The following is a 14,355-nucleotide window of genomic DNA, read 5'->3' as shown; positions in this document are numbered from 1 at the left end:
TTTTTGGGCACCCCTTCGCGCAACAACTCCTCTCCAAGGGGGGGGGTTGTCTCTCCTGTGGGAGCGGCCTTGTGTCGCGAAAGGGCCGCAAAGCGGCCCCAGGATCTCAAGGCTGAGCGCTGACTTTGCGCACCACCCGCCCGATGCTCAACCCCTGCACCAGGATCGACGACAGCACCACGATGTAGGTGATCGACAGCAGCAGGTCACGTTCTTCGCCCAGTGGCAGCGACAGTGCCAGGGCAACCGACACCCCACCGCGCAAGCCACCCCAGGTCAGCACCCGTACCGTGCCCTTGGGCACCGGGCGCCAGCGCCGCAGCAGCACGATCGCCGGGGCCACGGTCAGCAGCCGCGACAGCAGCACCGCCAGCGCCAGCACGCTGCCGGCCGCCAGGTGCATCCAGTTGAATGGCAGCAGCAACAGTTCCAGGCCGATCAACGCGAACAGCAGCGCGTTGAGCATGTCGTCGATCAGTTCCCAGAAACCGTCCACGTAGCGACGGGTCATGTCGTTCATTGCCAGGTTGCGCCCCAGGTTGCCGATGATCAGCCCGGCCACCACCATGGCGATCGGCGCCGAAACGTGCAGTTCGTAGCACATTGCCGAGCCGCCGATGACCAGCGCCAGGGTCAGCATCACTTCCACCTGGTATTGCTCGACGCTCTTGATCATGCGGTAGGTGGCATAGCCGATCAGGCCGCCGAACAGCACCCCGCCGATGGCCTCGCGGGCGAACAGGATCGCCGTGTCGGTCATGCTCGGCGTTTCGCCCAACTGGATGATGCCCAGCAACACGGTAAACACCACTACCGCGGTGCCGTCGTTGAACAGCGACTCGCCGACGATGGTGGTTTTCAGTGGTTTGGAGGCGTTGGCGGTACGTAGCGCGCCAAGCACGGCGATCGGGTCGGTGGGCGAGATCAGCGCACCGAACAGCAGGCAGTAGATCAGCGGCACTTGCCAGCCGAACAGGGCGAACACCCAGTGCGACAGGTAGCCGATGACGACGGTGGCAATCAGTACGCCGACGGTGGCCAGCAGGCCGATGGGCCAGCGGTAGCTGCGCAGGTCGGAAAGGTTCACGTGCAAGGCGCCGGCGAACAGCAGGAACGCCAGCATCCAGTGCATCAGCAGGTCATTGAAGTCGATCTGGTTCATCAGCCCTTCGACGCGCGCTTCCAGGCCAGGGAAGCCGATCAGGCTCAGGCCCTGCAGCATCAGGGAAAACAGCAGCGCCGTGACCATCACGCCGATGGCAGGGGGCAGGCCGATGAAACGGTAATTTACATAGGTGAGGAGGGTGGTGAGGCAGATAAACGCGGCAACTAGTTCAAGCATCCCGAATCCTGTAACAGTGGCTTCCAAGTCGTAACCCGAATGGCTCGGGCAGTTCTTTGATGACCTGGCGCGGGGTTCGGGACACAGGGTTTGACCGGATTCGTTTGAAACGTTCCCATCCAAGGGGGCTGCTACGCAGCCCTATCGCCGGCAAGCCAGCTCCCACATGTACTGCATCAACCTTGAAAGCGACGCGGTCGAGGTGGGAGCTGGCTTGCCGGCGATTGGGCCGCACAGCGGCCCTCGAACGCTATATAGTCCCAGCCATAAAAAGCCACAAGGATAAGAAGGCGTGCTGGCAACATCCCTGGTGTTGGTCGCTGCCCTGCTGCATGCGACCTGGAATACCCTGATCAAATTCAGCGGCGAGCGCCTGCTGGTGATCGCCAGCATGGATACGGTGGCGTTGGCCTTCGCGGTGCTGGCGGTGCCCTTCGTCGAGGTACCGCCGGCCAACATCTGGCCCTGGCTGCTGGCGTCGGCGCTGGCCGAGCAGCTGTACCGCTTCCTGTTGATCCAGGCCTACCGCGTGGGCGACCTGGGGCTGGTCTATCCTCTGATGCGCGGGCTGTCGCCGCTGGTGGTGCTGGGGCTGACCCTGGCCTTTGCCGGCGAATCGCTGAGCCAGCAGCAGATCATCGGCATCCTGCTGATCCCCTGTGGCATGGCCTGCCTGTTGTGGCAGGGCGGTGGCGGTGACCGGCTGCCTTGGTCGATGCTGCCGGTGGTTGTCCTGATTGGCCTGTGTATTGGTTGCTACACCTGGTTCGACGGCCAAGCCGTGCGCTTGTGGGGCAAGCCTTGGGATTATCTGGTATGGCTGACCTTGCTCAGTGCCTGGCCCTTCCCGTTGCTGGCCAGCGTGGCCCGACGTGCGCCATTCATCTTGTTCTGGCGCCTTCAGTGGCGCCTGGGGCTGGCGGTGGGGCTGTGTGTACTGCTCAGTTACGCGCTGGTGCTGTGGGCCATGCACCTCGGGTCGGTGGCCGAAGCGGCGGCGTTGCGCGAGTTGAGTGTGATTCTGGTGGTGCTGCTGGGCATGCGCTACCTGAAAGAACCTTTTGGCGGGCCGAGACTCCTAGCTTGCGGGCTGGTGTTGGCCGGCATGCTGGTAATGAAGCTTTGACCCGAAGACTGAACAAGGAGTCCTGTCCATGACTGTTGCCCTGTGGTGCATCCTGATCGCGCTGCTCTTGCCGCCACTGTGCGCGTTGATCGCCAAGGCCGGTAGTGGCCGCTTCCGACTGCGCGACAACCACGACCCGCGTGCGTTCCTGGATACCCTGTCCGGGCTGCCGCGGCGCGCGCATGCTGCCCAGCAGAACAGTTACGAGGCCTTCCCGGCATTTGCCGCGGCGGTGCTGGTGGCGGATATCGTCGGCAATGCCGAGCAGGTGACCCAGGATGTGCTGGGGGTGATGTACATCACCAGCCGGCTGCTTTACATCATCTGTTACCTGGCCGACTGGGCCATGCTGCGATCGCTGGTGTGGTTTGCCGGGATGGCGATGATCGTGGCCTTCTTCGTGGTTTCCATCTGAGCCCGCGAAGAATCCACCGCCGATCAAGGCACTTTCGGCACCTCGGGCAGCGGCTTGCCCTTGGGCCACAGCATCCAGATCTGCCCCTGCTGCTTCATGTTCCCGGCCAGTTCTCCAGCTTCCGGCCCAGTGCCCCAGAACAGGTCCGCGCGCACCTCGCCAGTAATTGCCCCGCCGGTATCCTGGGCCCCCACCGGGCGTACCACCGGCGTACCGTCCGGGCGAGTGGTGGACAACCACAGCAAGCTGCCCAGCGGAATCACCTTGCGGTCGATGGCCACGCTGTAGCCAGCGGTCAGCGGTACGTTCAGCGAACCGCGTGGCCCTTCGTTGCTGTCCGGGCGGGTGCTGAAGAACACGTAGCTGGGGTTGCTGGCGAGCAGTTCCGGCACCCGTTGTGGGTTGGCCTGGGCCCAGGCATGAATGGCGCCCATGCTCACTTCTTCCTTCTTCAACTGGCCCTGTTCCACCAGCCAGCGCCCGATCGGCCGGTAGGGGTGGCCGTTCTGGTCGGCGTAACCCAGGCGCAGCTGGCGCCCGTCTTCCAGTTGTACCCGGCCGGAACCCTGAATCTGCAGAAACTGCAGGTCCATCGGGTCGGTCAGCCAGGCCAGCACCGGTGCCTTGACGCCGTCACGGTTGATCACCTCGGCGGTGTCGTAGGGCTTGAGCACCCGGCCATCGAGGCGACCGCGCAGGCGCTTGCCCTTGAGTTCGGGGTACACGCTGGCCAGGTCGACCACGATCATGTCGTCGGGGATGCCGTAGACCGCCACGTGGTTGGTTGCCGATTGGCTCAGGCTGCCAGGGTAGACCGGTTCGTAGTAACCGGTGATCAGGCCGTTGGCATTGTTTTCGGCCGAACGCAGGCCGTATACCTGCAGGTTCTGTTGCAGGAAGGCGCGCACCTGCAAGGCATTGTCGGGCACGCTGGCGGCTGCTTCGCAGGTGCTGGCCCAGACGGTGTCGCGCTTGAGCTTTTCACAGCCGTTGCGCCAGGCCTGGAAGCCCGCCACCAGGTCGCTGTCGCTGACGGCGGGCAAATCCTGCCATGTGGCATTGGCGTAGGTGGCGATGGCATGGGGCTCGGGTTTGGCGCTTTCTCCACCGTTGCAGCCGGCCAGCAGGGCCAGCGCCGGGAGTGTCCAGGCCAGATGGCGCAGGGCAGATTTCATGAGTACGTTCCTGTTATGGGTGAACACGGATATTCGCCCCTGTTTTTTATGTGGCTATTGGTCTTTCGCCGCTGGACAGCGATACTGGCCGCCCATTTGCGTAGGCCGAAGTGACCGTGATGTTGAAGCGATTGACCGTTGTTCTGCTGGCAGCACTGGCCCTGGGTGGTTGTGACCGGGTTGACCCGAACTCCCCGCTGGGCAAGCGCAAGGTGATCTTCAAGGACATGCTCAAGACCAGCGAAGACCTGGGCGGCATGTTGCGTGGGCGGTTGCCGTTCGACGGGGTGAAGTTTGCCGACGGTGCGCTGAAGCTGGACAACCTTTCGCACCAGCCCTGGCAGCACTTCCCACAGGCGCGTGATGGTGGCGACAGTAGCGCGCGTGCCGAGGTATGGGAGCGTCAGGCGCGCTTTCATGACCTGGCCCGGCAGCTGGAAGGCGTCACTGGCGAACTGGTCGATGTCACCCGCGGCCAGCCGCTGGACGCTGCGCAGTTGAAGGCGCCGATGGACAAGGTCGAAGCGGCTTGCAAGGCCTGTCATTCCGAGTTTCGTAATCATTGATGGCCTGTTGCGACCTCATCGCCGGCAAGCCAGCTCCCACAGGTATCACGCTGCCCTTAAATGCAATGCAGTACCTGTGGGAGCCGGCTTGCCGGCGATGAGGCCAGTAAAGGCAACGCAGTATTCGAATCTCTGTCAGCGATCCAGATCCTCCACCGCTTCCTGCAGTTCCTTGCGCGACTCGGCCAGCTTCTCCTTGCGCTTGTTGATCTTCTCCGAATCGCCTTTCTTCTCGGCTTTCTTCAAGTCCTTTTCCCGCTGCGCCACTTCGTGACGTGCGTCGAGCACCTTCTGCTCACGTTCCTTGCGCAGGCTGGCATCGGTGCAGTTGTCTACCCCTCGCAGTGCCTCTTCAAGCCCTGCGGCCTGTTCGTTGTTGCCGTGGTCACGGGCAATCTTCAACTGGTTCTCGATGGCGCTACGCTTGGCGGCGCAACCGGTCAGGCCGGCATCCGGCTGGGCGGCTTGTACGGCACCAGCGGCCAGGCCCAGTGTCGCGATCAGAAAAAGGGTCGAAATACGTTTCATGAAAAGCCTCCTTGAGGGGGCGGGGCAGCAAAAGTTGGGGGAAATCCTGCCTTGGTTTTGCCCATTTAGAAACCCTTGTTGGGGTTTTCCGGCTTAATCTCGGGATTTTCCTACGGATAAATTGGTAAATAATCATTGCTCGATGCTTTGCCTGTCGATCCGGAATCCGTCGATCCCTGCCTTGGCCAGCTGCGTTGCAATGGCTTGAACCTCGGTGGTCGCAAAAAATCCTGCAAGCTGTCGCCCGCGCTTTTCGCCGATACCGGACATGGCTTGCCATTCAAGGTTTGTGCGGGCAGCAAGCTCCAGCCAGTCGCCTGTCACCTGCATGCCGGTGGGCGTGGGTGCGCCCAGCCCGCGCAGCCATTGGGCAAAGGGCCGTGAGCGGGCTTGCTCGAAACTGCCCAGCAACTGCGCAGCCGTTGCGTCACTGATACCCGCTACCTGGCCCAGGCGCTCGGCATCCAGATGCAGCCAGTCGGTCATCGAGGTCACCAGCCCGGCAGACACCAGTCGGCGCCAGGTGCCGGGGCCGGTGCGCGGCAGGGCCAGCCCCTGCTTGCCGCTGAGCCAGGTGAGGCGGGCAATGAACTGGTCCTCGCAGCCTTCGCTGGCCTGCCAGCAACTGTGGGCATGATGTTGGCCGGGCGCTGGTGCGGTTACCGGTTGGCGCTCGACGGCGCGGTGCACCACTTGCTCCAGGCGCGGGATCGTCAGCCCGGCAAGGCTGACGGCCACCTGGTCACCGGGGCGGATGTCGAGCTTGAGCCAGCGTGCCAGCGAGCCCAGGCTCACCTGGGTGATTCGCCGGTCGTCCAGGGTAACCGGCAGCACGTGCAACACTGGCGTGACCCTGCCTGTGCGGCCAACGCGGAAGCGTACTTCGCGCACTTCGGCCAGGGCCTGCGTGTACGGGTGCTTCCACGCCGCGATCCAGTAGGGTGCCTTGGCCTGCCAGCGCTCGGCCGGCGGCCGGACGCCTTGGCGCAACACCACGCCATCGGTGGCGAAGGGCAGGGGTGAGCGGTACCAGTACTCACGCCAGTGCGCGGCATCGTCCGCTGATTCTATGGCGACGCTGTAATCCTGGCTGTGCGCAAAGCCCAGTTCCGCCAGCTTCGCGAGGCGTTCGGCCTGCTGCTCGGGGCCTTGCGGCCAGTCCCACACGAACAGGCCGATGCGCTTGCCTTGCTCACCACTCAGCTGCTTGCGAGCCAGCAGCCCGGCAACCGTCCCTCGGGCGTTGGCGCTGCCTGCCTGGGCTTGCACATGCGCATCCAGGCGCAGGTAAAGTTCGCCCTGCAGTTGCAGGTCGATGGCCTGGGGCAGCTGCCGGTTGATTGCGTCGAGCAGGGGGATGTGGCGGCTCCAGTCGTGCCCCTGCACGCCGTCCCCCCGGCTGATCAACTGCACCAGCCGGCCCTGTCGGTAGATGAGGGAGACTGCTACGCCATCGACCTTTGGTTGCACCCATACATCTGCCTTGCCGGCCAGCCAGCGTTCTACAGCCTGACGGTCGGCCAGCTTGTCGACGCCGGTGTGCGGCACCGGATGCGGAATTGGCCCGCCAGCGCTGGCCAGCGGGGACGGGGTAGTCGTGATGCCAAAGCACTGCTGCAGGTGCGCCAGGTGCTGGCGGCTCTGGTCGTACAGTTCATCGGCCACCAGTGCGATGCCCTGACGATGATAATGGTCGTCCCAGCGGGCAAGCGTGGCGCGCAGTCGGCTCACTTCAGCCTCGACTTGTTGCGGGTTCCAGGTGGGACATGTGGCGGCACGGGCGAGGGGAGCATTCAACGTCAACAGTAGGGCGAAAAGCAGCATGAGCGGCATGGCCAGCATCCTTGCATGGCGGGTGTGAGCCCTCAGCCTAGGCAGGTAGCGTGCGGGTCGCCATGCAGCGTTTGTCAGCCCATATGTCACAAAAAAGCCCCTGCCGATTGCTCGGCAGGGGCTTTCGTCCAGCACCGTAGGAAACTTACAGGCCGGCAGCGTCACGCAGCGACTGGGCGCGGTCGGTGCGCTCCCAGGTGAAGGTGGTGAAGGTGTCGTCGCCGACCGTCTTCTGCTGCGGGGTACGGCCGAAGTGGCCATAGGCAGCGGTTTCCTGGTACATCGGGTGCAGCAGGTCGAGCATGGTGGTGATGGCGTAAGGACGCAGGTCGAAGCACTCGCGCACCAGCTGGATGATCTTGTCGTCGGAGACCTTGCCGGTACCGAAGGTGTTGATCGAGATGGAGGTCGGCTGGGCCACGCCGATGGCGTACGACACCTGGATCTCGCAACGCTCGGCCAGGCCGGCGGCGACGATGTTCTTGGCCACGTAGCGGCCGGCGTAGGCGGCGGAACGGTCGACCTTGGACGGGTCCTTGCCGGAGAACGCGCCACCACCATGGCGGGCCATGCCGCCGTAGGAGTCGACGATGATCTTGCGCCCGGTCAGGCCGCAGTCACCCACCGGGCCACCGATGATGAAGTTGCCGGTCGGGTTGATGTGGTACTGGGTACCCTTGTGCAGCAGTTCGGCAGGCAGGGTGTGCTTGACGATCAGCTCCATCACGGCTTCCTGCAGGTCTTTCTGCGAAACCTCAGGGTTGTGCTGGGTCGACAGCACCACGGCGTCGATGCCGACCACCTTGCCATTTTCGTAACGGCAGGTGACCTGCGACTTGGCGTCCGGACGCAGCCATGGCAGCAGTTTCGATTTGCGCGCTTCGGCCTGGCGCTCGACCAGACGGTGCGAGAAGCAGATCGGTGCCGGCATCAGCACGTCGGTCTCGTTGCTGGCGTAGCCGAACATCAGGCCCTGGTCACCGGCGCCCTGGTCTTCCGGGCGGGAACGGTCGACGCCCTGGGCGATGTCCACCGACTGTTTGCCGATGATGTTCATCACGGCGCAGGTGGCGCCGTCGAAACCGACGTCGGAGCTGTTGTAGCCGATGTCGATGATGACCTTGCGCACCAGCTCTTCCAGGTCGACCCAGGCGGAGGTGGTCACTTCGCCGGCGATGATGGCGACACCGGTCTTGACCAGGGTTTCGCAGGCTACGCGGGCGTATTTGTCCTGGGCGATGATGGCATCAAGGACGGCGTCCGAAATCTGGTCGGCGATCTTGTCCGGATGCCCTTCGGACACGGACTCGGAGGTGAAAAGGGAGTATTCGCTCATCTCGAAGGTTCCTGAAATTTACCGATGTTGTATGTCGCCAGCCGTCCGCTGGAAATGGCGGACCTGGATCTGGAAACCGTTACGCAAGCCCACGTACAGGCTGTCCCCGGGGGCCAGCCCGGCGGCGTGGGCCCAACGGGCCAGGTCGTCCTGTTCGAAGCCAAGCCACAGGTCGCCGCAGGCTTCGCGCGCCCACCCCTGGTCATGGCTGCACAGTTCGGTTACCAGCAGGCTGCCGCCTGCCTTCACCCGTTTGGCCAGCTGGCGCAAGGCCAGGGCCGGGTCGCTGAAATGGTGCAGCACCATGTTCAGCACAACGCAGTCGGCGGCCACATCCGTTGCACCCAGTGCATCGGCCAACTGCAGGTTCACATTGTCGAGCCCTTCGCGCTTGCACACCTGGCGCGCCAGTTCAAGCATGGTCGGGCTGTTGTCCAGGGCGGTGACCTGGGCGAAGCGCCGGGCCAGGTCGGGCAGGAAGCCACCGTCACCGGGGCCGACCTCCAGGGCGCTGGCGGCCGGGTCGAAATTCAGTTTGTCGAGCAGCGCCAGCAGGCTTTCGCGGTACTGCGGCAGGCCGGCGATCAGGTCTTGCTGGGCGCGGAACTTCTCTTCCACGCGCAGGAAGAAGTCCTGGCTGGTGGCTGCGCGGCGTTGCTGCACCTGGGCGATACGCGCCTGCACGTCAGGCGGAAGAGTCAGGTCGTCCACCTCTTCGAGCAGCGCCGCGTGCAGCCGACCGCCCAGGCGCAGGCTGTCGGGCAAGGCGCGGCGGTAGAAGATGGCATTGCCCTCGCGGCGGGTCGCCACCAGCTCTGCCTGGGCCAGCACCTTCAGGTGGTGGCTCATGCCCGATTGGCCCACATCGAAGATCTGCGCCAGCTCCAGCACGCCGAACGAGTCGTTGGCCAGGGCGCGCAATACGTTCAGGCGCAACTCGTCGCCACTGGCTTTGCACAGGGCAGCCAATGCTTCGCGTTGCTCGGGGATCGATTGCGCGCGGAGGTTCATGGTGCGGCAGTCTAGACAGGCATCGTTGCCCTAGCAAGGGCAATATCAAAAAGTTTTGATATTGAGTGATGAGCGGGATGGTTCGCCCGGTTTTACTCCCGAATTGAATGCCAATCGCAGGAAAATCCCCCGACTGTGACCATACGTCATTGCCCCAAGCCCCCCCAGTGGGCGAAAATGGCCGCCTTTTTTTGTGACACCACCTATTCAAGCCCCCTAGGAGATCAGCGATGCCCAGCCGTCGTGAACGTGCCAACGCCATTCGTGCCCTCAGCATGGATGCCGTGCAAAAGGCCAACAGCGGCCACCCAGGTGCCCCCATGGGCATGGCGGATATCGCCGAAGTGCTTTGGCGCGACTATCTGAAGCACAACCCGAGCAACCCGAGTTTCGCCGACCGTGACCGCTTCGTGCTGTCCAACGGCCACGGTTCGATGCTGATCTACTCGCTGCTGCACCTGACCGGCTACGACGTCACCATCGATGACATCAAAGGTTTCCGCCAGCTGCACAGCCGCACCCCGGGCCACCCGGAATACGGCTACACCCCAGGCGTGGAGACCACCACCGGCCCGCTCGGCCAGGGTATCGCCAACGCCGTGGGCTTCGCCCTGGCCGAAAAAGTGCTCGCCGCCCAGTTCAACCGTGATGGCCATAACATCGTCGACCACCACACCTACGTGTTCCTCGGCGACGGCTGCATGATGGAAGGTATCTCCCACGAAGTCGCCTCGCTGGCCGGCACCCTGGGCCTGAACAAGCTGATCGCCTTCTATGACGACAACGGCATTTCCATCGACGGCGAAGTGCACGGCTGGTTCACCGACAACACCCCGGCGCGCTTCGAAGCGTATAACTGGCAGGTGATCCGCAACGTCGACGGCCATGACGCCGACGAGATCAAGACCGCCATCGAGACCGCCCGCAAGAGCGAGCGCCCGACCCTGATCTGCTGCAAGACCATCATCGGTTTCGGCTCGCCGAACAAGCAGGGCAAGGAAGACTGCCACGGCGCACCGCTGGGCAACGACGAAATCGCCCTGGCTCGCAAGGAACTGAACTGGAACCACGGCCCGTTCGAAATCCCGGCCGACATCTATGCCGAGTGGGACGCCAAGGCTGCCGGTGCCAAGGTTGAAGCCGACTGGAACCAGCGCTTCGACGCCTACGCCAAGGCCTACCCGGAGCTGGCTGCCGAGTTCAAGCGCCGTGACAGCGGCGAGCTGCCGGCCGACTTCAGCGAGAAGGCCCAGGCCTACATCAACGAAGTGGCCGCCAAGGGCGAAACCATCGCCAGCCGCAAGGCCAGCCAGAACGCCCTGAACGCCTTCGGCCCGCTGCTGCCGGAGTTCCTCGGCGGTTCGGCCGACCTGGCCGGTTCCAACCTGACCCTGTGGAAGGGTTGCAAGGGTGTCGAAGCCAACGACGCCAGCGGCAACTACGTGTTCTACGGCGTTCGCGAGTTCGGCATGACCGCCATCATGAACGGCGTTGCCCTGCACGGTGGCCTGGTGCCTTACGGCGCGACCTTCCTGATGTTCATGGAATACGCCCGTAACGCCGTGCGCATGTCGGCGCTGATGAAGCAGCGCGTGATCCACGTCTACACCCACGACTCCATCGGCCTGGGCGAAGACGGCCCGACTCACCAGCCGATCGAGCAGCTGACCAGCCTGCGCAGCACGCCGAACCTGGACACCTGGCGCCCAGCCGACGCGGTGGAATCCGCCGTGTCCTGGAAAAACGCCCTGGAGCGCAAGGACGGCCCTTCGGCGCTGATCTTCTCGCGCCAGAACCTGCAGCACCAGGACCGCGACGCCCAGCAGATCGCCGACATCAGCCGCGGCGGCTACGTGCTCAAGGACTGCGCCGGCGAGCCTGAGCTGATCCTGATCGCCACCGGTTCCGAAGTGGGCCTGGCTGTTCAGGCGCACGCCAAGCTGACCGAACAAGGCCGCAAGGTGCGCGTGGTTTCCATGCCGTGCACCAGCGTGTTCGATGCCCAGGACGCTGCCTACAAGCAGTCCGTGCTGCCGCTGGAAGTAGGTGCGCGTATCGCCATCGAAGCCGCTCACGCCGACTTCTGGTACAAGTACGTCGGCCTGGAAGGTCGTATTATCGGCATGACCACCTACGGTGAGTCGGCGCCGGCTTCGGCACTGTTCGAAGAGTTCGGTTTCACCCTGGAGAACATCCTCGGTACTGCCGAAGAGCTGCTGGAAGACTGATGAATCAATGGAGGGCAGTGACGCCCTCCAGGTCGTGCAAGGGGAGGGCTTCGCCCTCCATCGCGACACAAGGCCGCTCCTACAGGGTACTGCGCATGCAGCTCCTTGTAGGAGCGGCCTTGTGTCGCGATGGGCCGCAACGCGGCCCCAACAGCCATCATGCGTTAGCGAGCCAACGAATGCCCCACCTGCGTCCCTACAAAGTTGCACTCAACGGTTATGGCCGTATCGGCCGCTGTGTCTTGCGCGCGCTGTTCGAGCGGGGGGCAAAGGCCGGTTTCGAGATCGTCGCGCTGAACGACCTGGCCGACCAGGCCAGCCTGGAATACCTGACACGCTTCGACTCCACCCACGGGCGTTTCCCCGGTGAGGTGAAGGTCGATGGCGACTGTCTGCATATCAATGGCGACTGCGTGAAGGTGATGCGCAGTGCCACCCCCGAAGGCATCGACTGGGCCGCCCTGGACATCGACCTGGTGCTGGAGTGCTCCGGCGCCTACCACACCCGCGCCGATGGCCAGCGCTTCCTCGACGCCGGCGCGCCTCGGGTGCTGTTCTCGCAGCCAATGGCCAGCGAGGCCGATGTCGATGCCACGGTGGTCTACGGCGTCAACCAGGCCTGTCTGACTGGCAACGAGCGCCTGGTGTCCAACGCCTCTTGCACTACCAACTGCGGCGTGCCGCTGCTGCGTGTGCTGGACCAGGCATTCGGCATTGAGTACGTGCAGATCACCACCATCCACTCGGCGATGAACGACCAGCCGGTGATCGACGCCTACCACCACGAAGACCTGCGCCGCACGCGTTCGGCTTTCCAGTCGGTGATCCCGGTGTCCACTGGTCTGGCGCGTGGCATCGAGCGCCTGCTTCCGGAACTTGCCGGGCGAATCCAGGCCAAAGCGGTACGCGTACCGACCGTCAACGTCTCGTGCCTGGACATCACCCTGCAGACCGCCCGCGATACCAGCGCGGCCGAAGTCAACCGGGTGCTGCGCGAGGCAGCGCTGGAAGGCCCGCTGAAAGGCTTGCTGGCCTACACCGAGTTGCCCCACGCCAGCTGTGATTTCAACCATGACCCGCATTCGGCGATCGTCGATGCCAGCCAGACCCGTGTTTCCGGCCCTCGCCTGGTGAACCTGCTGGCCTGGTTCGACAACGAATGGGGGTTCGCCAACCGTATGCTCGACGTTGCCGAACACTATCTGCACGTCGTCCACCCAACCCGCAACAAACAGCCCTGAAGGACTGCATTCATGACCGTGTTGAAGATGACCGACCTCGACCTGCAAGGTAAGCGCGTACTGATCCGCGAAGACCTCAACGTGCCTGTGAAGGACGGTGTGGTAGCCAGCGACGCGCGTATCCTGGCAGCGCTGCCGACCATCAAGCTGGCCCTGGAGAAGGGCGCGGCGGTAATGGTCTGCTCGCACCTGGGCCGCCCGACCGAGGGCGAGTTCTCTGCCGAGAACAGCCTCAAGCCAGTCGCCGACTACCTGAGCAAGGCCCTGGGCCGCGACGTACCGCTGGTTGCCGACTACCTGGACGGTGTCGAGGTCAAGGCTGGTGACCTGGTACTGTTCGAGAACGTGCGCTTCAACAAGGGCGAGAAGAAGAACGCCGACGAGCTGGCGCAGAAATACGCCGCCCTGTGCGACGTGTTCGTCATGGACGCTTTCGGTACTGCCCACCGTGCCGAAGGTTCGACCCATGGTGTTGCCAAGTTTGCCAAGGTCGCTGCTGCCGGCCCGCTGCTGGCAGCCGAGCTGGATGCCCTGGGCAAAGCCTTGAAGGCCCCGGCCAAGCCGATGGCGGCCATCGTTGCCGGTTCCAAGGTCTCCACCAAGCTGGATGTGCTGAACAGCCTGAGCTCGGTATGCGACCAGCTGATCGTCGGTGGTGGCATCGCCAACACCTTCCTTGCCGCAGCCGGCCACCCGGTAGGCAAGTCGCTGTACGAGCCTGACCTGGTCGATACCGCCAAGGCCATCGCTGCCAAGGTCAGCGTGCCTCTGCCGGTCGATGTCGTGGTTGCCAAGGAGTTCGCCGAGAGCGCCGAAGCCACCGTCAAGGCCATTGCCGACGTTGCCGCTGACGACATGATCCTGGACATCGGCCCGCAAACCGCAGCCAATTTCGCCGAGCTGCTGAAGTCGTCGAAGACCATCCTGTGGAATGGTCCGGTCGGCGTGTTCGAGTTCGACCAGTTCGGCAACGGCACCAAGGTGCTGGCCAAGGCCATCGCCGACAGCGCCGCGTTCTCCATCGCCGGTGGCGGTGACACCCTGGCTGCCATCGACAAATATGGCGTTGGCGCCGATATCTCCTACATTTCTACCGGTGGTGGCGCCTTCCTCGAATTCGTCGAGGGCAAGGTACTGCCGGCCGTGGCGATCCTGGAAGAGCGGGCCAAGGCCTGATGACGTCGGCGCTTGGCAAAGGGAGCGGCCTGATGGTCAAGCAATTGCCTGTGATGATGCTGGCTGGCCTGCTGAGCGCATGCGCCGGCAGCCCGGCCTCGGATACCGACCCGGCGCATCCGCCCAAGGGCGGTTGCTACCAGTCCGAGTGGCAGGCCGAGACCGTGCCGGTCATCAGCAAGCGCGTGGGCCCGGAAGGCCTGGAAAAGTACGACGAAGACCACCAGCGCAAGGCGCCGGGTTGCCCTTGATCGGGTAATAGGCAACCTGAAGGCTGATTTGTGGTCTTGAGGTAGGGGCCGCTGTGCGGCCCTTCGCGGGCTTGCCCGCTCCCACGGGTACAGCGCTTGACCTGTGGGAGCGGGCAAGCCCGCGAAG

The 14,355-nt window shown here is 63.9% G+C and carries 13 protein-coding genes; 7 read left to right on the top strand and 6 right to left on the bottom strand.

All coding sequences use genetic code 11. From position 1 onward, the window contains the following. Positions 1-106: 106 nt before the first annotated feature. Positions 107-1,342, bottom strand: coding sequence for a cation:proton antiporter (locus ACLCGK_RS09440; protein WP_410951881.1), 1,236 nt, complete (start codon positions 1,340-1,342; stop codon positions 107-109). 292 nt (positions 1,343-1,634) lie between these two features. On the opposite strand from ACLCGK_RS09440, the gene ACLCGK_RS09435 reads away from it, so the two are divergent. Beyond that, positions 1,635-2,468, top strand: a complete 834-nt coding sequence (locus ACLCGK_RS09435; protein WP_061550435.1) for an EamA family transporter — start codon at positions 1,635-1,637, stop codon at positions 2,466-2,468. 28 nt (positions 2,469-2,496) lie between these two features. Further along, positions 2,497-2,883 (top strand): MAPEG family protein, encoded by a 387-nt coding sequence (locus tag ACLCGK_RS09430; protein ID WP_015272065.1) that lies wholly within the window; start codon positions 2,497-2,499, stop codon positions 2,881-2,883. A 23-nt stretch (positions 2,884-2,906) separates the two neighbouring features. Here the strand turns inward: ACLCGK_RS09430 and ACLCGK_RS09425 are convergent, their stop codons facing one another. Then, on the bottom strand, positions 2,907-4,058 hold the full coding sequence (locus tag ACLCGK_RS09425; protein WP_085663507.1) for a murein transglycosylase A: 1,152 nt from the start codon (positions 4,056-4,058) through the stop codon (positions 2,907-2,909). Positions 4,059-4,177: 119 nt separating this feature from the next. Between ACLCGK_RS09425 and ACLCGK_RS09420 the strand changes: the two genes are divergently transcribed. Continuing rightward, positions 4,178-4,624: a c-type cytochrome gene (locus ACLCGK_RS09420; RefSeq protein WP_084785287.1), complete on the top strand. Its 447-nt coding sequence runs from the start codon at positions 4,178-4,180 to the stop codon at positions 4,622-4,624. Positions 4,625-4,759: 135 nt separating this feature from the next. On the opposite strand, the gene ACLCGK_RS09415 is transcribed toward ACLCGK_RS09420, so the two are convergent. The 4 genes from ACLCGK_RS09415 to ACLCGK_RS09400 form a co-directional block, all read right to left on the bottom strand. After that, positions 4,760-5,152 carry a DUF1090 domain-containing protein gene (locus tag ACLCGK_RS09415; protein WP_410951880.1) on the bottom strand — a complete coding sequence of 131 codons (393 nt, stop codon included), beginning with the start codon at positions 5,150-5,152 and terminating at the stop codon, positions 4,760-4,762. A gap of 132 nt (positions 5,153-5,284) precedes the next feature. Continuing rightward, the gene (gene ligB / locus ACLCGK_RS09410; RefSeq protein ID WP_410951879.1) at positions 5,285-6,985 is read right to left on the bottom strand and encodes an NAD-dependent DNA ligase LigB; all 1,701 of its coding nucleotides are present in this window, start codon (positions 6,983-6,985) and stop codon (positions 5,285-5,287) included. Between the two features lie 145 nt (positions 6,986-7,130). Continuing rightward, a complete protein-coding gene (gene metK / locus ACLCGK_RS09405; RefSeq protein WP_015272060.1) occupies positions 7,131-8,321 on the bottom strand; it encodes a methionine adenosyltransferase in 1,191 nt (396 codons plus the stop codon). An 18-nt stretch (positions 8,322-8,339) separates the two neighbouring features. Continuing rightward, positions 8,340-9,332 (bottom strand): ArsR/SmtB family transcription factor, encoded by a 993-nt coding sequence (locus tag ACLCGK_RS09400; RefSeq protein WP_410951878.1) that lies wholly within the window; start codon positions 9,330-9,332, stop codon positions 8,340-8,342. A 230-nt stretch (positions 9,333-9,562) separates the two neighbouring features. On the opposite strand from ACLCGK_RS09400, the gene tkt reads away from it, so the two are divergent. The 4 genes from tkt (at position 9,563) to ACLCGK_RS09380 (ending at position 14,228) form a co-directional block, all read left to right on the top strand. Next, a complete protein-coding gene (gene tkt, locus ACLCGK_RS09395; RefSeq protein WP_410951877.1) occupies positions 9,563-11,560 on the top strand; it encodes a transketolase in 1,998 nt (665 codons plus the stop codon). Between the two features lie 179 nt (positions 11,561-11,739). Then, positions 11,740-12,801: an erythrose-4-phosphate dehydrogenase gene (epd, locus tag ACLCGK_RS09390; RefSeq protein WP_013974502.1), complete on the top strand. Its 1,062-nt coding sequence runs from the start codon at positions 11,740-11,742 to the stop codon at positions 12,799-12,801. Positions 12,802-12,813: 12 nt separating this feature from the next. Continuing rightward, complete coding sequence (locus tag ACLCGK_RS09385) at positions 12,814-13,977, top strand: phosphoglycerate kinase (RefSeq protein WP_024087831.1); 1,164 nt, start codon at positions 12,814-12,816, stop codon at positions 13,975-13,977. After that, entirely contained in the window at positions 13,977-14,228 is a 252-nt protein-coding gene (locus tag ACLCGK_RS09380; protein ID WP_013974500.1) for a hypothetical protein, read from the top strand. Before ACLCGK_RS09385 ends, ACLCGK_RS09380 begins: the two co-directional genes overlap by 1 nt. Positions 14,229-14,355: the final 127 nt, after the last annotated feature.

This window comes from Pseudomonas sp. S1(2024) (assembly GCF_046557535.1).
The sequence above is the reverse complement of the archived record's forward strand: the minus strand, read 5'-3'. Positions and strand labels throughout refer to the sequence as shown.